This window comes from Paenibacillus hexagrammi (assembly GCF_021513275.1).
Lineage (GTDB): Bacteria > Bacillota > Bacilli > Paenibacillales > NBRC-103111 > Paenibacillus_E > Paenibacillus_E hexagrammi.
The window spans coordinates 2,421,103-2,442,582 of the sequence record NZ_CP090978.1; the positions used below are offsets into that span (position 1 = coordinate 2,421,103).

19 protein-coding genes and 8 pseudogenes are annotated in these 21,480 nt (G+C 44.1%); 22 read left to right on the top strand and 5 right to left on the bottom strand.

Translation table 11 applies throughout. The annotated features are described in order from the left end of the window. Nucleotides 1-180: 180 nt before the first annotated feature. Nucleotides 181-420, top strand: coding sequence for a hypothetical protein (locus L0M14_RS31830; RefSeq protein ID WP_350340493.1), 240 nt, complete (start codon nucleotides 181-183; stop codon nucleotides 418-420). Between the two features lie 203 nt (nucleotides 421-623). Here L0M14_RS31830 and L0M14_RS10705 read toward each other — a convergent pair whose 3' ends face one another. From L0M14_RS10705 to L0M14_RS10710, 3 genes and pseudogenes are all read right to left on the bottom strand, one after another. Further along, nucleotides 624-1,154: a hypothetical protein gene (locus tag L0M14_RS10705; RefSeq protein ID WP_235122083.1), complete on the bottom strand. Its 531-nt coding sequence runs from the start codon at nucleotides 1,152-1,154 to the stop codon at nucleotides 624-626. A 29-nt stretch (nucleotides 1,155-1,183) separates the two neighbouring features. Beyond that, on the bottom strand, nucleotides 1,184-1,438 hold the full coding sequence (locus L0M14_RS31835; protein ID WP_350340494.1) for a DUF4372 domain-containing protein: 255 nt from the start codon (nucleotides 1,436-1,438) through the stop codon (nucleotides 1,184-1,186). 307 nt (nucleotides 1,439-1,745) lie between these two features. After that, nucleotides 1,746-2,720: pseudogene (locus L0M14_RS10710) on the bottom strand (transposase). 331 nt (nucleotides 2,721-3,051) lie between these two features. Between L0M14_RS10710 and L0M14_RS10715 the strand changes: the two are divergent. After that, nucleotides 3,052-3,195 (top strand): annotated as a pseudogene (locus L0M14_RS10715) (transposase); the annotation flags it as partial. 581 nt (nucleotides 3,196-3,776) lie between these two features. On the opposite strand, the pseudogene L0M14_RS31500 reads toward L0M14_RS10715, so the two are convergent. Next, nucleotides 3,777-4,232, bottom strand: a pseudogene (locus tag L0M14_RS31500) (transposase); the annotation flags it as partial. A 192-nt stretch (nucleotides 4,233-4,424) separates the two neighbouring features. On the opposite strand from L0M14_RS31500, the gene L0M14_RS10720 reads away from it, so the two are divergent. From L0M14_RS10720 to L0M14_RS10810, 20 genes and pseudogenes are all read left to right on the top strand, one after another. Continuing rightward, nucleotides 4,425-5,054, top strand: coding sequence for a hypothetical protein (locus L0M14_RS10720; protein WP_235122084.1), 630 nt, complete (start codon nucleotides 4,425-4,427; stop codon nucleotides 5,052-5,054). Nucleotides 5,055-5,146: 92 nt separating this feature from the next. Further along, nucleotides 5,147-5,449, top strand: coding sequence for a hypothetical protein (locus tag L0M14_RS10725; RefSeq protein ID WP_235122085.1), 303 nt, complete (start codon nucleotides 5,147-5,149; stop codon nucleotides 5,447-5,449). Between the two features lie 295 nt (nucleotides 5,450-5,744). Next, nucleotides 5,745-5,849, top strand: a complete 105-nt coding sequence (locus tag L0M14_RS31840) for a DUF6431 domain-containing protein (protein WP_350340495.1) — start codon at nucleotides 5,745-5,747, stop codon at nucleotides 5,847-5,849. 77 nt (nucleotides 5,850-5,926) lie between these two features. Further along, nucleotides 5,927-6,904 carry an ABC transporter ATP-binding protein gene (locus L0M14_RS10730; protein WP_235122086.1) on the top strand — a complete coding sequence of 326 codons (978 nt, stop codon included), beginning with the start codon at nucleotides 5,927-5,929 and terminating at the stop codon, nucleotides 6,902-6,904. Nucleotides 6,905-6,907: 3 nt separating this feature from the next. Further along, entirely contained in the window at nucleotides 6,908-7,714 is an 807-nt protein-coding gene (locus tag L0M14_RS10735) for an ABC transporter permease (protein WP_235122087.1), read from the top strand. Continuing rightward, nucleotides 7,715-8,527, top strand: a complete 813-nt coding sequence (locus L0M14_RS10740) for an ABC transporter permease (RefSeq protein WP_405030832.1) — start codon at nucleotides 7,715-7,717, stop codon at nucleotides 8,525-8,527. Nucleotides 8,528-8,968: 441 nt separating this feature from the next. Next, nucleotides 8,969-9,148, top strand: a complete 180-nt coding sequence (locus L0M14_RS31845; protein WP_350340496.1) for a hypothetical protein — start codon at nucleotides 8,969-8,971, stop codon at nucleotides 9,146-9,148. Between the two features lie 160 nt (nucleotides 9,149-9,308). After that, a complete protein-coding gene (locus L0M14_RS10745; RefSeq protein ID WP_235122089.1) occupies nucleotides 9,309-9,536 on the top strand; it encodes an acyl carrier protein in 228 nt (75 codons plus the stop codon). Between the two features lie 49 nt (nucleotides 9,537-9,585). Next, nucleotides 9,586-11,067, top strand: a complete 1,482-nt coding sequence (locus L0M14_RS10750; RefSeq protein WP_235122090.1) for an amino acid adenylation domain-containing protein — start codon at nucleotides 9,586-9,588, stop codon at nucleotides 11,065-11,067. A gap of 222 nt (nucleotides 11,068-11,289) precedes the next feature. Continuing rightward, nucleotides 11,290-11,826 carry an NAD(P)-dependent oxidoreductase gene (locus tag L0M14_RS10755; RefSeq protein ID WP_235122091.1) on the top strand — a complete coding sequence of 179 codons (537 nt, stop codon included), beginning with the start codon at nucleotides 11,290-11,292 and terminating at the stop codon, nucleotides 11,824-11,826. Then, nucleotides 11,823-11,984 carry a hypothetical protein gene (locus tag L0M14_RS10760; RefSeq protein ID WP_235122092.1) on the top strand — a complete coding sequence of 54 codons (162 nt, stop codon included), beginning with the start codon at nucleotides 11,823-11,825 and terminating at the stop codon, nucleotides 11,982-11,984. Before L0M14_RS10755 ends, L0M14_RS10760 begins: the two co-directional genes overlap by 4 nt. A gap of 157 nt (nucleotides 11,985-12,141) precedes the next feature. Then, nucleotides 12,142-13,604, top strand: a pseudogene (locus L0M14_RS10765) (phenylalanine aminomutase (D-beta-phenylalanine forming)). Nucleotides 13,605-13,627: 23 nt separating this feature from the next. Then, nucleotides 13,628-14,125: an ATP-grasp domain-containing protein gene (locus L0M14_RS10770; RefSeq protein WP_235122093.1), complete on the top strand. Its 498-nt coding sequence runs from the start codon at nucleotides 13,628-13,630 to the stop codon at nucleotides 14,123-14,125. Next, a complete protein-coding gene (locus tag L0M14_RS10775; protein ID WP_235122094.1) occupies nucleotides 14,122-14,865 on the top strand; it encodes an ATP-grasp domain-containing protein in 744 nt (247 codons plus the stop codon). The genes L0M14_RS10770 and L0M14_RS10775 overlap by 4 nt, the downstream gene beginning before the upstream one ends. Nucleotides 14,866-14,990: 125 nt before the next feature. Further along, nucleotides 14,991-16,109, top strand: coding sequence for a M20 family metallopeptidase (locus L0M14_RS10780; protein WP_235122095.1), 1,119 nt, complete (start codon nucleotides 14,991-14,993; stop codon nucleotides 16,107-16,109). Nucleotides 16,110-16,188: 79 nt separating this feature from the next. Beyond that, nucleotides 16,189-17,364 carry a Gfo/Idh/MocA family protein gene (locus tag L0M14_RS10785; RefSeq protein ID WP_235122096.1) on the top strand — a complete coding sequence of 392 codons (1,176 nt, stop codon included), beginning with the start codon at nucleotides 16,189-16,191 and terminating at the stop codon, nucleotides 17,362-17,364. 2 nt (nucleotides 17,365-17,366) lie between these two features. Beyond that, nucleotides 17,367-18,350 (top strand): NAD-dependent epimerase, encoded by a 984-nt coding sequence (locus L0M14_RS10790; RefSeq protein WP_235122097.1) that lies wholly within the window; start codon nucleotides 17,367-17,369, stop codon nucleotides 18,348-18,350. 3 nt (nucleotides 18,351-18,353) lie between these two features. Beyond that, nucleotides 18,354-19,630: pseudogene (locus tag L0M14_RS10795) on the top strand (nucleotide sugar dehydrogenase). Nucleotides 19,631-19,740: 110 nt separating this feature from the next. After that, nucleotides 19,741-20,283, top strand: a pseudogene (locus L0M14_RS32335) (IS110 family transposase); the annotation flags it as partial. Nucleotides 20,284-20,422: 139 nt separating this feature from the next. Further along, nucleotides 20,423-20,684: pseudogene (locus L0M14_RS10810) on the top strand (transposase); the annotation flags it as partial. Nucleotides 20,685-20,762: 78 nt separating this feature from the next. On the opposite strand, the pseudogene istB reads toward L0M14_RS10810, so the two are convergent. Further along, nucleotides 20,763-21,479 (bottom strand): annotated as a pseudogene (gene istB / locus L0M14_RS10815) (IS21-like element helper ATPase IstB); the annotation flags it as partial. Nucleotide 21,480: the final 1 nt, after the last annotated feature.

Genomic DNA, 21,480 nt, shown 5'->3' on the forward strand with positions numbered 1-21,480 from the left:
AATTCGGCGCTCCCTTTTAATTTGTGTAGAAGTTAATATTCACGCGACTTCATGATCGGTGGTGAAACTGATGAGTGGCATTGGCTATAGAATCAAATGTATCCGAAAAGAGAATAATCTAACCAAATTCAGTTTGCAAAGAGTATAGGGATTTCTCAAGGGAACCTCAGCGAAATTGAAATGGGAAATAGTAATCCCTCTGCAGAAACGCTTATCTCAATCCGAACACAATATAACGTAAACCTTAACTGGTTATTAATCGGTGTCACTGCAGAAGATGGGACGACATATGAAGACAACTATGATAAAAAGTTAATAGATGTTTTTAGAGGCCTTAACGATTATGATAAAAAAGAGATCATTGAAATTATGCTATTCAAAAGAAGACTAAAGTCAGAGATAAGCTTATCTTATGACTAGTGGTAATGGTTCAGTTCACTTTCTGATAAATGATATCGGTGTCCCGATGTAAAAAGCTCGGAAAGTAGTAAAGAATATTGGAAAGTAGTTAAGAAACTCGGAAAGTACCCCTCAGAAAAGTCTCGATGATAAATACTTCATCAGGATATTTTTTTTATGAAAGGGAGATGAGGATGGCATCTACGTTAGGCGATAGAATTAGGCTAATTCGTAAACCAATCGCTTAAGTCAAATTGATTTCCCCAATTGTTAGATAAAAAAATAAAGTATTTTCTTTGGGCACCAACTAGCAGGTGACAGCGCGGTGCGGGCGCTTTATCCGACGCATATTTAGCGAGATACTGCGGATATGAGTGAAGATGAACGGCCTTGGCCTTGCGCTGGGCTTCCTCCCGATGCTCCGGCACCTGCTCCGCCTCGACAAAATCGGCCAGCACGTCGATGACGTTGTCGAGCAGCTTCGCCCGAAAAAACAGTTCCAACCGCTCGACGACCGCAGTCCCTGCTCCGTCCAGCACCTTCTCCCGCCATATCGGCCATGACGAATCATGCCTTAGTGGCCAAAGCAGTACTGAGTAGTCCATCGCCGCATCGCCCTGACCAGACAGATCGTCCTTTTGCAAACAAAGTCCAACTGTGGTTGAATCAATGATTTTAAAGTCATTTCGATATTTCGTGAGATTTGCTTGTTTAAGAGTTCGGACGATGAGCTGTGCAAAGAGTTGCTCCAGCAAGGCGGAGTCTACCTGATTATGTTTGCGACTTAGTTGCGCCGCTGAAATCGATTCAAGCCCGAGTTCCTTTTGGAATTCTTCCGAAAGAACATCATCAGCGATTTCTCGCGATCCAACACGCGTTGCTGCAACTGAGCGTGTAGGAATAACTTTAGGTAGGCCGGTGTCGTTAGTTTTTTCACATACTTATCTTGATGAGTCTCAGCGATATGCTCTTTGAACGTTTTGGAACAAATTGGCTCTAGCCATTTACCAAATGAAGAAAATAGGGTATCCTTGTCCATGAGCTGATCCTTTTCAGTGGATTATGGACAGGAACTACCTGCCATTCCATTGTAAAGGATTTTTTTGTGCTTGGATTTAATAAAGTCAGAATATTGTGAACATTCAGAGAAAATTAATGCAACACTAGTGGTTCAGTCTATAACTTATTTTTCAAAAGCTGACGTTTATACAATTGAGCATTTTGCATAATTCTGTTTATGAAATTTAGGCAGAAGAATTCTGGGACGTATTAAACCAAAGATTTAACTAGATCAACTTCATTTTCAAAAATGGGCAGACCTACAGAATTTTCGCTTAAACAAAAATTTAAGCTGCGGCTTCTCTAGACTTTCGGGCCATCGCTAATGCAGATGCTAATAATACAATGGCGTTCAGGTACTGGTGAGTGGTCACCTTCTGAATACCCCAGACGTGCATGGCATCTGCGGTTAGATAGGTTTTTAACCTGGAGTTGCATCGTTCTACGCTTGTTCTTTTGTTGTATGTGCTACTAGATGTCATACCCGCAGGCGGTTCCTTTTCGTTGCGAAGATTCATCGGAATAATGGCCTGCGCCTTTACGTTTCGTGCTGCTTCGTAGTTTTTAAGCTGATCATAACCTGCATCTAGCATAAAGAACTTCACCTTTGTGCCCGCAGTCACTTGTTCGATGAGTGTTGGAGCCATATCGCCGTCATTGACATGAGCCAGTGTAACGGAGAGCGCCATCGGCAATTCACTTGCTGTATCGACGGCAAGATGAATCTTGTAGCCAAACCACTTGACCTTGTTTCCAAACGAATCAAACTTCTCACCCAGTTTGCGTTGTCGGTCAGCTCACTTTTCCGTTTCGGCACTTTCTTTTCGTAGGCATGAAATGCTGCACTGTCAATGGCGACGTGATCGCCTATGACGATTCCTTCTTCCTTGCAACGTGCAACCAAATCCTCAAACAGCCGTTTCGCCAATCCTTTGTTCGTTATCTGAGCAAAGACACGGCTTAAAGTGGCAATAGATGGTGCCTTTCGATCAAGTCGTAACCCGCATTGTTAGCGGAAACGAAGATCCATGTCTAACCGACGATGCAGGCCGGTAAACGTGTCGATGTTTTCTAACGGTGCTGCGAGCAGGGCACGAAGAATGCCTTGCCGGCAGTGTCCATCGGCTCCTGGGGGACGGAACACTTAATTCCTTGGCATAGGGACGTAAATCCAAGGTTCCGAAGAAGATCGGCAATCGATCTCTGGATTCAAGTTTTTGCAGCTCTTCAAAGGAAAATAGACTTTCTTGGAGAATATACAAGTGACTTCACTTCCTTGGTTGTTTTCGGGTTTGGTCGCTTGAAAACTTCTCCAAGTCGGGGTGAAGTCCCTTTTTTATGTCTGAAAATCCTTGTGCAGCAAGGGCTGGGGTTTATGCAAAATGCTCAATTCATAAATCACGTAAGAATAATGATCCCAGTCTTTATTTTCACTTCACAGTTACGTCGGCACAATATCGAACATTCCTCTGTAGTCCGTGATATAACCTGTCAGTTGGGTACGCCATAATGCCGTTCTCAGAAAAGACATCGCGTTGTGACCTTTCAGGATGGTCACGGCCATGAAATTCGAGTTGCCACCGATTCAGGACCATTTCGGCTGAAGAAGTCGCCGCCATTTACAAAGCTCGTTGGCAGGTTGAATTTTTCTTTCGTTGGATCAAACAACATTTAAATATTCCCACCTTATTCGAAACATCCGAAAATGCGGTCTATTGTAAACTCTATGCGGCTTTAATAGCCTTGTTTGATGGAGGATGTTCAATTGTTCCAAAACATATCAAACTCACATTCGCTTAGTTCTCTCGCCTGTTGTTACTTGATCGGTTGCCAGACATCTGGATAGTTGGGCTAACGCTTCTCAGGCAGAACTTATTTGGTGATTGTTGAAATCCCAATTTCTTGATAATCAACAGGCGTGTCATGTTTGATCACTTTAAAACTTCTACATGGTGGGATGAAGTCTTTTTGCATAAACCCTCATCAAAAAATCGAAGTATTCCTTGACATGGTTAATATTGTAATTTAGTATTTTATTATACAAACGTTTTAACTAATTTAATTTTATGTGAAATAGTAATTTCCCACTCAGATTAATCCTTTGTAGTTTTTTGGAGTTAATATAGTTTAAACCAAAATTACCAAAGACCTCTATATCAAAGGCTGAATATGAAGAGTGAATTGCAATTGCTATATTAATGAACAGGGGCTTTTTCAGAAAGAATTGAAGATATTGTCCACATGTGGTTAGTCGTTCCCTCTCCCCAACCAAGGGGCTTAGCGATTTCCATGTTAGATTGTGAAAGGTTACATACTATCATTATGACTATTGTCGCAATACGTTTCCAAACGTACCGGTAAGCAAAGTTTTTCGCCAGCTTGTGCTGAATAATCGTTGCGGCACAATGGAAGAACTCCAACCTGAATCGTGCGATCGTGTATCCTTTATGAACCGTTTCTCAGCAATCTCGCTTGAAGTGCTCGAACAGATTAAACGCAAGCAGTTTAAAGTCGAGTTCATTGGCCTCAAAGTCGCTTGTTGCAGTTCGATCGATGGAGAAGCTGTCCTTTGCTTCTTTGATGTAGTTTTCCATGCAGCAGTAGAAGAGCCATAGATCAATCGGCTCCCAATTGAAATTAGTGACGATCGATTCGTATTTCCAGTCTTAATCGAACACCATTCGGGCTTGACCGTCATCAATGATTTGTGTCTTACGAATGATCGCCACATGCCGAGGCTTTGCATCCAGCCCGCGATAAGATAAAGCAGAATACGATGAACCGGGAACAGCGAATTACTTGACTTCGTGCAAGACAATGTCCGTAAAGCTTTGGCGAGCTTGATTTTCTCAAACTCTTTATCCCCTCTAAATAACTCCTATTTACTATCAATCAAGGGGAGGAGAATGCTTTGAGGCATTTTAAAGTGGAATGTAAATTCAATTGTTCCTTAAGGAGTGAAAGCCATGCGTAATAAAGTGCTGCCATTAAGCAAGCCTATTGTTGATGCCTATCCGTATCACGCTAATCTTCAGTCAGTCATTCTTAACATTCCCGAATCTATGCCCTGGATACTTAATAACTATGTACAGTTACATACCATGAAGCTTTTTGATAATTTAAGACTTGATTATTATAACTATACTTTATGGAAAACATGTCCGTGGATCTATTACCAAAGAATCGGGAGAGATATAGTGCTCCTGAAATGGGACTCTATCGTTAATTTTCTCATAGAAATGATCGAGTCGGGTTTTTACTCATTTTTTATGGTGGATGTCTCGCAAATTCCTTCATATGATATCAAAGGTGAACACGATATTTTCATATTCGGCTTTGATCTTGATAGAAAAGTATTTTACGCAGCAGATAATTTCCAATTTGGAAAGTATCAGTACAAGGAAATCTCTTTTGAGCAGATTGAAAAAGGCTACAATCGGATTATAGAAACTGGAAAGAAAGATTACTTATCTGGTATAGAAATCATTAATCTTCGACAGGACAATAAATACTTGATTCAGAAAGATTATACCTTTCAAGTGGATTTTTTAGTGGAGCAACTGGTTGATTACCTTAATTCAAAAAAACATATTTGAGGTATAGGCTGCCGGGGGAAAATTGGTTTGGGAATTTTGGATGGGTTTTCGGTATGGAGATATACCCTTTTCTCAACTCCTATTTGGAGGCATTGCAACTTAAAGAAGCTCCATGGGACCCTAGGGCTTTCCACGTATTATGGAATCATAAAAATATTATGCTTCTACGGCTATCCTATTTAGCTGAAAATGATTATATTGCTCCATCCAATGATTTGAAAAATAAATATGTCGAAATCGAAAAGCAGTCCTTGGTTTCTAGGAATTTATTTCTCAGGTATTTTATTGAAGGTCGTAACGATTCTATCATTAGGATTATGGAAAAACTTCGATTTATAGAGCAGGAAGAAAGAGAAACCTTGGAAAAATTATTACAACGGTTTCCAAAATTCTAATTTTCCAAAGCCAGATAGTAGCTATATAAGTTCAACTAAAGTTTTTTTGAATCATGGAATGGATCCTTCATCACAGACGTCGAAGTAGAGAAGAAAAAACGAGACGAGTGATGGTCATGGAAATCCAGAAATCAGATCAAGAGGAATTAGATAAGCGTCTGAAACAAGAACGGGATCGGCACATGTTTGAACGCTACCAAACCATATACCTTTATCGCTAAAGAAGATAAAGGTCAAACCGCAAGCGAAGCATGTTGACGAAAACGACGAAGATCGTCTTTTTATCATCCGGCATATGCTCTGTACTCAGTGCCGAAAGATCCACCATGAGCTTCCGGATTGTATTGTGCCGTACAAGCGCTACGAATCATCTGGAACGTGGTTCGTTTCAATGGCTTGAGGAGGCACGGTATCGCTATGTCTGACTCAGCGCAAACTGCGCTGGCTGCTGGACGGCCTTAAGAAAGGGGAAAGTGAATGTTAATAGACGTTAACAATCTATCCAAGCAATTTACGTACCACAAAAAAGAGCCAGGGTTAAAATCCTCTGTTTCCAACCTGTTTCGCCGTGAGAGGCTTGTCAAGCATGCCGTCAAAAATATTACGTTCTCGATAGATGAAGGTGAGATCGTCGGTTTTCTGGGACCCAATGGTGCCGGTAAGACGACAACCCTAAAAATGTTATCTGGCATAATGTATCCCACCAGCGGTGAAGCAAAAGTGGCGGGGTATGTGCCATGGGAGAGGAAGAAGAAATTAAAACAGCAGTTTTCGATCGTTATGGGACAAAAAAGCCAACTGTGGTGGGACCTCCCTGCGATTGAATCGCTGAATTTGAATAAATACATATACGAAATCGAGGAAGCCGCCTTTAGGCAATCAGTTAGTGATTTAACGGATTTGCTGGACGTGAAGGAGTTACTGAATGTTCAAGTAAGGAGACTTTCCTTGGGTGAACGAATGAAGCTGGAGCTAATAGCAGCTCTTATTCATAAGCCCAAAATCCTCTTCTTAGATGAACCAACGATTGGGCTCGACATCATCTCACAGAAGAAGCTCAGGGACTCTATAAAAGAATACAATAGGAAGGAAAAGACGACCATCATCTTAACGAGTCACTATATGGAGGATATCGAGGAGCTATGCAGCAGGCTAATCGTCATTAACGAGGGTGTAATCGCGTACGACGGTGAACTTGACAAGGTAAATGAGCTTTTCAATCAAAAAAAGCGGCTGAATTTACAATTTTCGGATTCTATAACGAGAGACGCCCTAACAAACTATGGAACGATTATCGATTTCGATTCCTACAGCGCCACGATCGAGATTGATAGGGACAAACAGAAAGCGCACCTAAGGGCTATGCTTGAAGTTCTCCCTATATCGGACTTCAATATCGGCGATATCCCGATCGAGGAAGGCATAAGATTACTCTATGAAAGAGGGGACTCATAGGTGATGGCCGTGTACAAAAAATACATGAAGTCTCTCCTTGGATTACAAAACTCGATGGAGTACAGAACGGATTTTTTCATTGATATGCTCAGTGGAATCTTCGCTGTGGTAATACAGTGTTTTCTATGGACGGTTATTTTTAATAGCTCGAGTAGCGATAACGTTTACGGTTATACGTATGAACAGTTGATCACGTACACTATATTAGCCGGCGTGGTCGCGAAGCTGTTATCGACCGGATTCGAGAATGTGATTGCAGCGGATATTAAGGATGGAGGACTGAGTAAGTTTTTAGTACAGCCTATCGGTTACTTCCAGTACCGTGTGTTCTGTTTTATCGGACAGAAGATTTCCCAAATAGCATTTCTGCTTCTTATTGTTGCGGCCATGCTATTGACTAGCAAATATGCGTTAAATTTCCAAATGGAAATGAGTTTGCCCTTTCTAGCGCTGCTTCCTTTATTCCTATCAGCCGTGTTGAATTTTCTAATCTTTTACTGCGTTAGCACGATCGCCTTTTGGATGCTAGACGTGTCGATGTTATTCTGGGGGATTAACCTTTTGACGCTTATTCTAAGTGGTGCCATTTTTCCGCTGGATATCTTCGGTGAACGCTGGCTGCGCGTGATGGAATATCTCCCCTTTACATATACCGCTTACTTTTCGTTAAACGTGCTTACAGGCAAGGTAATCGGTAATACCATCGTGGAAGGAATCGTGGTTCAGCTCATCTGGATCTGCATATTCGGCGTGTTATCGGCTGGCTTGTGGAGGATGGGAATGAAAAAATATGTAGCAGTAGGTGGTTAAATGAGTTCGTTGGCTAAAAGCTTGCGAAAGTATATTCGGGTATACTACCATTTGTTGAAAATCAATCTGATCTCGCAGCTGGAGTATCGATCCAACTTCTTTGTCGGGTTTATTGTCGAAAGTGGATTTCTCTTTACGAAGATCATGTACCTTGTCGTCTTATACAATGTTGACGTTACGATCAACGGGTATTCGCCGGATCACATGATGCTATATGTGGGGACGTTCTCTATCGTAACGGCATTCTATACGGGGTTCATCATGATTAACTTCTATGAGATTCCAGGGCATGTCAAGAACGGGACCCTCGATATGTTTATAACAAAGCCTATCTCCACGCAGTTTCTAGTGACATTAAGGAAGTCTAATTTCGCGCTGGCGATGTCTAACTTGATAGGCGGAATTGTTATGGTCATCATTGCTTGTAGCCGGATAGGAGGTGAGATAGACGCTTATAATTTGATCGGTTATCTGGCATTAATCATTTGTGGAATTGTAATGTCTTATGCGTTGTTTCTGTTGCCGCAATTATTGTCGTTCTGGGTTGTAGAGACGAAAGCGCTTATTGGGCTTGCGGACCGGGCATGGGACTTTAACACTATGCCAATGGTTATTTTTCCGAAATGGTTTCAACGAATAGGCACATTCATTCTGCCTATCTTCGCGATTTCCAATTTTCCTCCGATGCTGCTAGCAGGTCATATGAAAATATATTTGATCATATGGGCTGTCGCATCCCCCTTCTTGTTCTTATACCTGGTCTCGAAGCTGTGGAATATAGCCATAAGGAGCTACACCAGCGCAAGCAGTTAAGAGATCCCTATATCGAAAACAGCCCATAGTAGGAGTGGAAAAATGTCCGAAGTACGCTTTTTTAGTGAAATACCCGGTTTCCTTGAGTTTCCTAACCAATTGGAGAAAATTGATGAGATCGCAGCATTATCAAATGAGTATCACTTACCGGCTCGCATATCTATTACTCACACGCTGCATTAGATCCATGGATTCTGGCCATGAGAGTATTGAGTCGAATCAAAAACCTGATTCCTCTCATTGCAACTTAGCCATACTCTATGCCGCCTCTTACGACGGCTAAGATGGTGGCGACCGTCGCTAATCTATTTCAGCGCAAAGTATGCCTAAATATGATTACAGGCGTAAGTGAAATGGAGCTTCGCAGCGTTAATCAACCCGGTGGATTCCAAGTAGAAGTATGCGAGGCTGGAGGAATATACGAATGTCCTCCGAACCTTATTGACCAAATTTGGGGCGGTTAGTTATATGGGAGAGCACTATCACTTTCAGGGCCTTGAGCTGGTTCCCCCAATGCGGCATGAGTATATACCGGAACTATTCGTGGTGGGGTCTTCGAAAGACTGCATGGAGGTTACGCATGCTAATATAGTCTGCAACCTGCGCGTAACTTCCGACTAAATAGGGGTCCGTAGCGATATCTAGAATGCGGCGTGAACACGATTCTGCTGGGAAAACTCTATCATGAACATCAGTTCGAGCACTTGTCTAAAATATTGCTTCGACTGGAAATACCGGAAATTTGACTTTTTAGAAATCAATGTCAAGGGGACTTATAATCATGGAAAAGCAGATCGTTATTATTGAAGCCATTAAGCGTGCAATTGGAAAAGAGAACGTCTCATCTGATTCCGTATTGATCGACGATTTGGGTGTGGATTCGATGGGATTCATTCGAATCGTAGTTGAGGTGGAAAAATCGTTAGAAACCCAATTCGGCGATGATGATATCGTTCTGAATTTGTATCCTACTGTTCAGGATCTCATTAATTATTTTGAAAACCGCTAAAGTATAGAATGCCAAACTTCTTAGAAAAAGGGACACGAGTATGAATAATATGTACGAAATTATTGCAAAAACCGCGTCGCAGCAGCCAAATGTTGCTGCAGTCGTATTCGAGGATACAGTCACAACGTATGAGGCATTCATCCATACTGTCGATCGGTTAGCTGCAATGCTCCAAATGAATCATATAAAGCAGGGTGACATTGTTGGGCTGATACACAGCAGAACCCCTATTGCGCTTGCTGCCATGTTTGCGGGAGTTAAAGTAGGTGCAGCCTATATGCCAATCGAACCGGGAGCCCCGAAAGCTAGAACGGTCTATATGCTGGATGAAAACCATGCAGCAGCGATCCTTACAGACCTCCCCGAAATCATGGATCAATATGCAGATTACAGAATAATTGATACATCGAAGCAAACGATGGTCCAAGCAACCGAAGCATTCAATGAGCATATTGATTACTCCGACCACACGGCTTACATCATCTATACGTCAGGTTCTACCGGGAAGCCAAAGGGCGTGAAAATCCGGCAAGCGGGCATCGTGAACCTGATTCTGCATGGAACAGATGTTGTGGGCATTTCCCCTGGCAGAACAATGATGTGCTTGTCTAACCTTTCCTTCGACATGTCTGTGCCCGAAACTATCCTGGCACTATGCAAAGGATTAACTGTCGTATTGGCTAATGAAAAGGAACAGAAGAACCCGGTCTTAATCAGGAGACTTTTCGAGAAACATGGCATTGATACCGTCCTTATCGCGCCGACGAGACTCCAACTATTAACGATGTATCATCGAAATCTCTCATTCATGAGCCATGTTAAGTCCTTTATGTTTGGCGCGGAAAAGATCCCCGGCTATTTGCTTGAGATGATTAAAGCGAACTGTCCAGATGCACGTATTTATAATCTTTATGGCCCTACGGAGGTTACCGCATTCGTGACGTACAGCGACATCACGGATAAAGTTTTGATCGATGTAGGAAGGCCGATAGAGAACATGGAAGTTTATATTATGAATGAATATCTAGAACCGGTAAGGATAGGGGTTAAGGGCGAAATATGTGTTTCAGGCATAGCACTCTCTCCGGGATATGTTAATGATCTTGAACTGACAGACAAAAAGTTTATTTTCCACGAAAACGTAAAATACGGGTCACTCTACAGAACTGGCGATTATGGAAGAATGCTTGATGACGGTTGTATTCAATACTTAGGACGATTAGATAATCAGGTTAAATTCAAGGGATATCGAATCGAGCTGGAGGAAATAGAAGCCGTAGCACTATCCTATCCAGGTATAATGCAGGTGGTTGCAGATATTAGAGAGGATGCTGTTGGAGTCGAGGAGTTGTTCCTCTTCTATAGCTTAACTCAACCCATCAATGAGGCCGATTTAAGGAATTACCTGCGTCAAGTGTTGCCGGATTATATGGTCCCTACGGTGTACGAGAGGAGCGAAACACTTCCTACCAACCAGAATGGGAAGATTGATAGAAAGCAACTGAAACAAGGGAAGGAGCTCCTCCGGTAGCTGGAGGGGATAATCGGATGAATAAAGATGAAAATGTCTATCGCGTTGGATTGATCGGAATGGGGATGATGGGGGTAGGAATCGGATTAAGCCTGCTCCGGGCAGGATTCCCCTTCACGTGACAAAGCATCGGCGTGAAGAGAATATGAAAGAGCTTGAAGCGCACGGGGGATTGTGGAATCCGATCTGCGAACGCTAGCTCATAAGTGCAACGTGATTATCATGTGCCTACCACATTCCGGTGTGGTTGAGGAAACGCTCATTGGAGAGGCGGGCATGATCAATGATTTGGCGCCTCATACAATCGTGATTGACTGTTCGACATCCGATCCTGCATCAACGTGCAATCTAAGCCGACTATTGAAGGATAGAAAGATTTCATTGTTGGATGCCCCGATGAACAGGGGGCCAAAGGATGCGCGGGAAGGCAAGTTAAACATCATGGTTGGCGGAGACCCGGAAGCCTATGAGGCGGTGTATCCGTTATTTGCCAGCTTTTCGGAAAATATTTACTATGTGGGGCAGGCAGGGGCGGGCCATCGTCTTAAGCTACTAAATAACTATATTTCGATGGCCTTTACGAGCATCGTGATATCGAGTCTGTCTTACGCACAAATGAATGGACTTGATCTTGCCATTTTGGACAAGGTGATGTCAAAGGGATCGAACTATATTCCCGCAATGCCCCTAATGATTAGCTGGCTAGAAAAAGGGGGGACATCCTTCAATTTTCTATCGAGAACGCTAGTAAAGATGTGAATTATTTCAAACAGCTGCTCGTGGATCGAGGGGTCAATACAGAATTGGTAGATGCCGTGGCGAACACCTATGATCAAGCCGTTCAAATGGGCTTGGGCTCTAAGATGTTGCCGGAGCTGTATCAGTTGTTCAAAGTACCTTCGACAATAGAAAAATAAATTAAAGCGAGGTAACCTTTCATGTCTACCTATACTTATGTGCTTTCCACGGACTTCATCAACCTTAATCAATTTATGGAGATCGTTAACAATCCGTCATGTAACTTGAGAATCGATAAGCAAGTAGAAGAAGGAATCAGGCGCCTCTCGGAAGCTCTTGGAGAAGTATGTCGATGAAGGGCGGATCATATACGGGGTCAATACGAGCATGGGGGGATTCGTAAACTATCTCGTGCCAGTAGAGTTCGCGGAAGAACTGCAAAACAACCTGATCGCGTCAGTTGCCTCAAACGTCGGCGAATATTTGGAAGATCACGAAGTGCGTGCCGCTATGCTAGCGAGACTGATCTCGTTGTCCAAGGGAGCGTCGGCGATCAGCATAGAGAATTTCATGATCTATTTAGACATGTTCAACAAAAATGTTCTGCCTTGCATTCCAAGAAAGGGGTCTTTAGGTGCCAGTGGCGATCTTGGACCGCTCGCATTCATCGCTCTAGTGGCTGGAGGGAAGTGGAAAGCAAAGTATAACGGTCAAGAAATGACTGGGGAAGAAGCATTACGAATGGCAAACATCACACCCATGCGATTAAGCTACAAAGAAGGCCTGGCTTTAATTAATGGCACCTCTGCAATGACCGGGTTTGCCGCCGTGGTGTGGGATAAGGCAAAGAAGCTGCTCGACATGTATCAATTTGTTTCTTCATTAACCTTAGAAGGCTTGGCGGCAATATTGAAGCCTTTTGATCCAAGAGTGCATAAAAGAAAGCTGCATAAGGGCCAATATATATATGCCAGCAATATCACTACCATTCTTAGCTCAAGTAAGCTAGTCATGAATGAAGCGGAGACGGAAGCAGCGATTCAGCGTGAGAATCAAAATGTGGTGCAAAACATGCAGGATCAAATTGAGGATGCTTATTCTTTGAGATGCTCGCCGCAAATCATGGGCCCACTTTATGATACTTTGCAGTTTGTGTCCTCTATTATTGAGAACGAGATTAACTCGAGCAGTGATAACCCGCTCGTATTGCCGGAGGAAGGGAGGTATTCCACAATGGTCATTTCCACGGACAATATATTGCAATGGCGATGGACTATTTATCGATCTGCATGACTACGTTATCGAACTTATCGGATCGAAGAATTGACCGTTTCATGGATAAGAGCAATAGCAACGGCCTTCCGGGATTTTTGTGCAGGGAGAACCCTGGGCTTCGTCTCGGACTCATGGGCGGGCAGTTCATGAGTACTTCATTGACAGCTGAGAATCGATCGCTTTGTGTACCGTTATCCATTCAGTCATTGACCTCCACCGGTGATTTCCAGGATATTGTTTCATTTGGATTAGTTGCGGCAAGAAGAGTCAAGGAAATTATGGACAATGCAAGGTATATTATTAGTTTTGAGCTATTATGTGCTTGCCAAGCGATTGACATAAGGGATGCAGGCGGAATGTCTGTATCGACAAAGCTGCTTTACGATGAAGTAAGGGGGATCATTCCATACCTATTTTTCGATACACCTATTACGCCTTACATAGAAGAGCTTAAAGAACTGCTTATCAAGCAGGACCTGATAGCAGATTTAATGAAAACAAGTGGTGCGCAACCACATTATTAATTTATAGATTGGGAGTCGAAGCTGTGTCTAAAAGAAGTATTCTCTTTTGTGGTAATGGTTATAGCGGGGAGATATTAGAAACACTAGCGAAGGAATACGATCTGTATTTAATCTCCTCTTTCCGTAACGACCGTGGAATGGAACATGTGAAGAAGATCATACTGGCCAATCCCTTGGACCCGCAATCTGCGCTACAAGCGGCTAAGAGCCTGAAGGAGCAAGGCTGCACATTCGATGCGGTTCTGAGTCTGTGCATGGATACCGCATTGTCCGTGTCCGCGATTGCGGAGCACTACCAATTGTTCGGCGTTCCTTACCAGATAGCTCAGAATGCGACCATCAAATCTATTCGCTCCCGGATATTCGAGACACATGACGTCTCCGCGCCAAAATACAGAAGCTGCTGCGATTATGCTGATTATGTAAAAAAGGTGCAGGAAATCGGCTTCCCATATGTCATAAAGCCGTTAAATTTGTTTGCCTCAAGGGCGTCAGCCTGGTTGAATCGCCGGAGCAAGTGAAACCAGCCTACGAGTACTGTATTAGCTTTGCCAATGACCCGCAGGTCATTCTGAATGAATATATTAAAGGCCAGGAATTCAGCACGGAAGGTTTGATGGTGGACGGTCGTTTCTATATGACGGGGATATCAGAACGGGCATTCCATTACGAGAAGTATAAGCCGCTGTTTGTTGAAATCGGAGATGTTATGCCGACCTTATTGGAGGCTTCTGAAGTTCAAGCCTGTGCCGATTTAACCCATAAGGCTGCGATAGAGCTTGGCATTACTAACGGTATTGTGAAAGGAGATCTTATCCGGGGCGAGGATGATGGGGAGTTCAGGGTATTAGAGTTAACACCCCGTCTCGGGGGCCCTCGTTTTGGTACGGAGATGATTCCTCTCAGCAACGGTACTAATATTCTGAAAGCCGCTATTCAGCAGGCTCTCGGCGAGAAGATTGATATGGAGCTGCTGCGGCCGAAATATCACCTCGGAATGGTCAACCGAACCATCTTCGCCAAACCTGGGAGGCTAAAATTTATTTCCGGTTTGGAGGCTATAAAGGAACTGCCTGGCTATTACGACTTCAAGTGGTGGAAAGCCAAGTCTCCTAAGATCGGCGATGTCATATCAGCCCCGCAAAGCATGAGCGACGGGCCCGGTTATGTAATCGTGACCGGAAGCGATAGAGATGAAGCGATTGCTAACGCAGACCGAATCGAAGCCATGATCATATTTGAAACGGAAGAAGAGGTCTAGATGAGACAATGGAGAATCTGTTCAACATATGGGTTGAGAGGAATCGAGCGAGGATATACAACGACTTCTCAAGCTATCTTGCAATTAATACTGTAACGCCGCATGAGGAGCACGCTTACCCATTTTTGAGCCAGTACCTGGATGGGATTGGATTTCGTGCGGAAAAACAGTTTCTTCACCCCGATTTAAGGGAGCATGAGCAATTTATCCCCCACCATTTGTCGCACATTAGTCAGGAACGCTTTAATGTAAAGGCAATCAATAAGGTGAAAATTGATGCTCGACGGAAAGTGCTCTTTAATGTACACATGGATGTAGTTCCTGCCGGAGTGGAATTTGAACATGCCTTCTCCCCGTTTATCCGGGACAACTACCTATACGGAAGAGGAGCTTGTGATACCAAAAACAATCTCATCATGCTTGTTGAGGCCATCCGCTTCTTGCAAGAGCACAACATTGCACTGCAAAAAGAAGTCGAAATGGACCTGGTTATTGAGGAGGAAATTAGCGGGAGCGGGACGCTATCCTCCATCCTGCACGGAATCGAGGCGGATGCTGTTATTGTGATGGAACCAACGAACTTGTTGGCTTTCAGGGGGCACCGTGGGGTTATTACAACCACAGTCGAAATCCAGGGGAAATCGGTTCACATGGGCGGTATAGATTCCGGCGTGAATGCCATCGAATGCGCCTATCATCTTATTTATCGGCTAAAGCGCTTTGAGGCAGAGCTATTAGAGGAGGCAAGGTCGAATAAAGCCTTTTCTATATGGCACAAACCACTTCAGGTAAATATCGGTATTATTGAAGGTGGTGAGTGGCCAGGTTCTGTACCGGAGCATTGCCGTCTTGTGTTTAATACAGGATTTTTGACGAATTACACGATCTCGGATATAAAGCAGAGAATCACGGAGATTTGTCGGTCCACAGCAGATGGATGGACCAATGATCATATCACGGTCAAATTTGAGGGGTTAAAGAACAGTGCTTACTTGACGGATGAGATGGATGATAGTCTACGACAATTAATGCAATCCATCAATCGTTATGGGGTTGTGCAGGAGCATTCTTACGGGTGGAGAGTAAGCTGCGACGCTCACTTATATCATAGTTATTGCAATCTACCCACTCTTATATTCGGTTGCGGCGATTTATCTGATGCCCATTCCGCGCATGAGAAGGTAAACCTTTCTGAACTGGAGAGAGGCATGCTAATCCTAGCCGAGTACTTGTCGACGCCTTGAATCGTACGGGAGAGTGTAAATAAATACCCACATTAAATGAACTTCATCCGGATGGATAATACATTGGAGGAAACACGAGATGTATTCTGTTGGTTTAATCGGATTTGGAAGTGCAGGCAGTCGATTCATGAGATCAATTGTCCACAGACAACGTACTGTAGGAGATGTCAGACTGGATGCCGTATGCGATACGAATGCGGAGCGCCTTGCATTGTTTGAGTCATTCCCAATCAAGACATATACAGATGTCACAGCGATGCTTGCGGAAAATCAATTCGATCTCCTTATCGTTGCTACGAATGAAAGCAGTCATTACAATGTGTTATGCGATATTCATCGGAACCACCGAACATGTAAGAGAATCTTGGTCGAGAAACTTCTGGTAGAGAATCTAAGCTTAGCGGAGAAAATTAGGAGTATGTTCCGTGAAACGGATATTGCTGTGCATTTCGTAGAAAGGCATAGTCCGGTCTTGAGGCTGCTTAAGACATGGATGAATGAACAGCAGGTTCGCGTTTCCCGGGCCTCCTTCTTTTGGGGAAAGTTCCGATTGTATGATCACCGTCCTACGATTGGGGTCATTTCGGAAATCTCGCATCCGATCGACCTCATTACGATGTTGGGGGACATACCTGCAGGAATGCCTTTTGAGATAATGGGAGGAAGCTATATATTTAGTGATTTCTCGGTTTCGGGTGATCAAGTATTAGACACCATTAATGTTAGTATTAAGTTTGCGAACGACATTGTCGTCAGCGGCAATAGTTCCTTCCTGTGGAGCAGCCGTCGTCGGGAGATTCAACTCTATCTGTCGAATGAATCCCGATGTGTGACTCATCTGGTGACCCTCTCCTTTGATAATCCCCGATGGGATGTGGATAGTTGTTCCATCTACAAAGTGAATCTCCCAGACGGAAAGAGTCACCTTGTGCAACAGTGGGAGGTAACGGAGGAAGATTTAATCGAGGCCATCTCATGCGTCAATAAGACAAATCTCTTCGTAAACGCAAATATTGAAGAAGTAAGCGGCCTGGGCTATTGTGAGGAGCTGGCAAGACTTTCGCAAAGTGTTTATATCCAAGAAATAATCGAGGCGATTGCCGGTCACGCTAACCAGAATAAGACGACGACGCAGATTTTCGGAGACAAGAGACAAGATTCAAGGCAGTACAGCGAGAACGATCCGTTATTACTCGAATTTCTGAAGGGCAATCATACAGGGAACCTTTTTGCAAGTAAGGACTTGCAGTCCTGACAATGAGACGATTAAGGGATGAGATGATGAAGAGAGTATTGGTTACGGGAGCGGCAGGCTTTATCGGCTATCATATGACTAGGCGGTTATTGGATGAAGGATACGCAGTAATCGGGATCGACAACATAAATGACTATTATGATGTAACGCTAAAGCATTCCCGTTTGCGTCAGCTGCATCATGATAACTTTACGTTTATCCAAGAGAGCCTGGAGAACAGGACGCGTATGGCGAACATCTTTCTGGAGTACTCGCCGTCTATAGTAATTCATTTAGCGGCTCAAGCGGGAGTTAGGTATAGCTTGAAAAATCCGCATTCCTACATCGACTCCAATATAGTTGGCTTTATGAACATATTGGAGGCTTGTAGGCATCACAAGGTGGAGCACCTGCTATATGCCTCGTCGAGTTCCGTATATGGCTCCAACACGAAGCTGCCCTTCTCAACGGACGATAATGTCGACCACCCGATCAGTATCTATGCGGCAACCAAGAAGGCTAATGAGCTGATGGCGCATTCCTACAGCCATTTGTTCGGCATTCGAACTACGGGCCTACGCTTCTTTACAGTATATGGGCCATGGGGAAGACCCGATATGGCGCTGTTCATGTTCACGAAAGCAATTCTCAACGGCGATCCGATACAGGTCTTCAATCACGGTGACATGTCCAGAGATTTTACCTATGTGGATGACATCATCGAAAGTATTTACAGAATACTGATACGTGATGGCAAGAGCACCTACAAAGTATACAACATAGGCAATAATGCTCCTGTTAAACTACTTGACTTTGTTTGTGCAATTGAGAAAAAACTGAATAGGCAGGCCGAGAAACAATATTTGCCGCTGCAAGCCGGGGATGTTCCCAGTACATATGCTGACGTTAACGAGCTGATTGCGGACATCGATTATAAGCCTCAGACATCCATCGAAGAAGGTGTTGGACATTTCATCAAATGGTACAAACGCTATTATGGGGTGTGACATATGGATAGAAAAATAGCGGTCGTGGGTCTTGGCTATGTCGGCCTTCAGGTGGCGGTAGCGTTCGGTAAGAACAACCCCATCGTTGGATTTGATATAAATGAGAGAAGGATTGAGACGTTAAAGCAGGGATTCGACTACACGTATGAAGTGTCGGAAGCAGAATTGAGGTTATTGCAAATCGACTATACGACGAATCCGTGCAAGCTCAAAGATTGTAATTTCATCATCGTGACTGTGCCGACCCCGATCCATGATAACAAGCAGCCTAACTTAATTCCCCTGATACAAGCCTCACAAGTAATAGGTGAACATTTATGTCCAGGCACTATCGTCGTGTACGAGTCGACAGTTTTCCCCGGAACGACAGAGGAAGTATGCATACCCGTACTTGAACAGTTTTCCGGTATGAGGAACGGCGTTGACTTCTATGTAGGGTATTCGCCTGAACGGATTAATCCGGGAGATCGAGAGCATCGATTCAATAAGATACGAAAGGTCGTCTCAGGTCCGGTAGAGGCTCTGGAAACAATCGCAACTCTGTATGAGAGTGTAGTAGAAGCTGGGGTTCATTACGCCCCCTCCATCAAGGTTGCAGAGGCAGCTAAAGTGATCGAGAACACGCAGAGAGATCTGAATATCGCGCTGATGAACGAATTAGCGATCATCTTCGATAAGCTTGATATCGATACAGCCGAGGTTCTTGAAGCGGCCGGTACCAAGTGGAATTTTCAACGCTTTCAACCGGGGCTGGTAGGAGGTCATTGTATTGGCGTTGACCCTTATTATCTGACTTACAAAGCCGAGTCTATCGGCTATCAGCCTCAGGTGATTCTGGCCGGCAGACGCATCAACGATACAATGGGTAGTTATATCGCATCATCGGTCATTAAACAAATGATCCTCCGGAATATTCCGATCAAGGATTCGGTGGTCACCATACTCGGCGTTACCTTCAAGGAAAACGTAGCCGACATTAGAAATTCCAAGGTGATCGATATCATCAGCGAGCTTAAACAATATGGGATTCGGATACAGGTGAGCGATGCGATAGCCGATCCTGTTTCAGTCTACCACGAATATGGTATCGATCTGATCGATGAAAAAGAGCTGATACCTGCAGACGCAGTCATACTATGTGTTCCCCATGGAACCTACTGTGATAAAGGGTGGGGGCTTATGGGCTCCTCTTAAAGAATAACAGTGGAATTGTTGTCGACGTTAAAAGCGTCTTGGATAGGACATTGTGCCCTCTGGCTATTTCTTTATGGAGGCTTTAGTAGAGGAGCCAGTAATGAAGTAATTTGAGCTTTTAATGAAAAAGCGCCTCAGGTATACTGGGAAACGTTCCTACCAAGAACAGGACCAAATACGAAAAGTGGCACCCATCATGAAGAGTAAGCTAAAACAGAAACAAAATCAACGGATCACAAGAATTACCAACATGACACTTGTCGTAGGCACAGACATTGCGAAGAAGACGCATGTTGCACAGGCTGTAGATTTTCGAGGAATCGAACTGGGGTAGGATTGCGTGTTCCACAACGATCAACAAGGGCTAATGAAGCTAGCAGAGTGGATGAAAGAGCTTGAGCAAGCACATGGCAGCCAACTGGACACTATTGGTTTCGGTTAGCGGCCTTTCTTCAGGCTCAAGGTATTCAAGTGGTTGTTGTGAACCCGCATCATGTCAATAAGACGAAAGAAATGGAGGAAAATTCGCAGATCAAGAGTGACTACAATGATGCGAAGGTCATCGCCGATCTCATCCGAAACAGGAGATATTCCGAACCCAAGCTGCCAACGAAGGAATACGCGGAACTTCGGATTTTAACGAACCTGCGGGAGAAGGTGGCGGCAAACTTTTCTCCAGTAAAAGGGCAAAATTGGCAATTGATTCGACCTCTTCTTTCCGGAGTACTTTATCGTATTTCACTGTGAAGCGGATGCCAAGCAAGCTATGGCTCAGTGGCAACAGGAGCATGAAGCGGCTTACCACACGTTCACGGTTCCCTGTGGGGATTCCAAGATTTCTATATATTCCCAATTCAACTGGGGCTCCAAAAAAGCGCCTGGCCAAGCAGGATACGGGTGGACGGAACGCCATAGAAGGCAAATTTGGCGAAGGCAACCACAATATGGACTTGGGCGTGCTCGAGCACACATTGCGGCTACAAGCGAGACGGTTATTGGCTGCAACTGCTGGTGATGAACCTTGAGCGCAAGCTACGGGTTCTTTTTTGCCGCTTTGCTGGGTCGGTTGTAAGAAGACACATAACAAAAACGGTTTCAATAATTCTTCCCATGGTAACTTTTGGTGGTTCCAGACATTAGATTTTTCATGTTTATCACATTCTGCGGTAATCCCAATAAAATCAACAAAATTGGTTCCAGAGATTTTTTGCACCTGACAATTCGCTCCATAGCTTGTTTGAATCGGAAACTCTCACCACCAAAAGACAGGATATGCGCGTGGTGTACCAGGCGATCAACAAGCGCAGAGGTGAGCTTCGTGTCCCCAAATATCGAGGTCCATTGACCGAATTCTAAATTGGAGGTCACGATCACGCTCTGCTGTTCATAACAATCGGCAATGACGTTAAACAGTAGCTCCGACCCCGTTTGGCTAAAAGGGACATAACCTACCTCGTCCAAGATAATTAGATCCATTTTCCTTAGCTTCTCTCGAAAGCGACTCAGCGTGCCTGCTGCGAACTTCTCTTGCAGGATCGCCACAAGGTCTGAAGCTCGAGAGAATTGTACCGCATGCCCTCGCCTGCAAGCCTCCACCCCCAGAGCAGTAGCCATATGGGTTTTACCTGTTCCGACCGTACCCATCAACAGCAAGTTCTCTCGCCTTTCTAACCATGTCATATCCAACAATATGTCGAGCGTACAACCCGCAGGAAACGTAATATGGTCTTTCACATACCCCTCAAAGGTCTTCAAATGGGGGAAGCCTGCCTGTTGGACAAGTTTCCCTAGTTTTGCCCGTCGTCTGCCTTCTCTCTCGGCCAATAACAGCTGTTCCACTAATTCCTGTGTGCGTTCGTCTTGCTGTTGAACGACATATTCTACCACATGAGCCAGGCGGAGCTGCCGGCATAGTTCTGTCAGATCATTTCTCACC

What these genes read in the sequence shown, in the direction of transcription:
- L0M14_RS31830 (WP_350340493.1), top strand. Translation starts at nt 181, where the DNA reads ATGGGAAATAGTAATCCCTCTGCAGAAACGCTTATCTCAATCCGAACA.
- L0M14_RS31835 (WP_350340494.1), bottom strand. Translation starts at nt 1,438, where the DNA reads ATGGACAAGGATACCCTATTTTCTTCATTTGGTAAATGGCTAGAGCCA.
- L0M14_RS10720 (WP_235122084.1), top strand. Translation starts at nt 4,425, where the DNA reads ATGCGTAATAAAGTGCTGCCATTAAGCAAGCCTATTGTTGATGCCTAT.
- L0M14_RS31840 (WP_350340495.1), top strand. Translation starts at nt 5,745, where the DNA reads ATGCTCTGTACTCAGTGCCGAAAGATCCACCATGAGCTTCCGGATTGT.
- L0M14_RS10730 (WP_235122086.1), top strand. Translation starts at nt 5,927, where the DNA reads ATGTTAATAGACGTTAACAATCTATCCAAGCAATTTACGTACCACAAA.
- L0M14_RS10735 (WP_235122087.1), top strand. Translation starts at nt 6,908, where the DNA reads ATGGCCGTGTACAAAAAATACATGAAGTCTCTCCTTGGATTACAAAAC.
- L0M14_RS10740 (WP_405030832.1), top strand. Translation starts at nt 7,715, where the DNA reads ATGAGTTCGTTGGCTAAAAGCTTGCGAAAGTATATTCGGGTATACTAC.
- L0M14_RS10745 (WP_235122089.1), top strand. Translation starts at nt 9,309, where the DNA reads ATGGAAAAGCAGATCGTTATTATTGAAGCCATTAAGCGTGCAATTGGA.
- L0M14_RS10750 (WP_235122090.1), top strand. Translation starts at nt 9,586, where the DNA reads ATGTACGAAATTATTGCAAAAACCGCGTCGCAGCAGCCAAATGTTGCT.
- L0M14_RS10755 (WP_235122091.1), top strand. Translation starts at nt 11,290, where the DNA reads ATGTGCCTACCACATTCCGGTGTGGTTGAGGAAACGCTCATTGGAGAG.
- L0M14_RS10785 (WP_235122096.1), top strand. Translation starts at nt 16,189, where the DNA reads ATGTATTCTGTTGGTTTAATCGGATTTGGAAGTGCAGGCAGTCGATTC.
- L0M14_RS10790 (WP_235122097.1), top strand. Translation starts at nt 17,367, where the DNA reads ATGAGACGATTAAGGGATGAGATGATGAAGAGAGTATTGGTTACGGGA.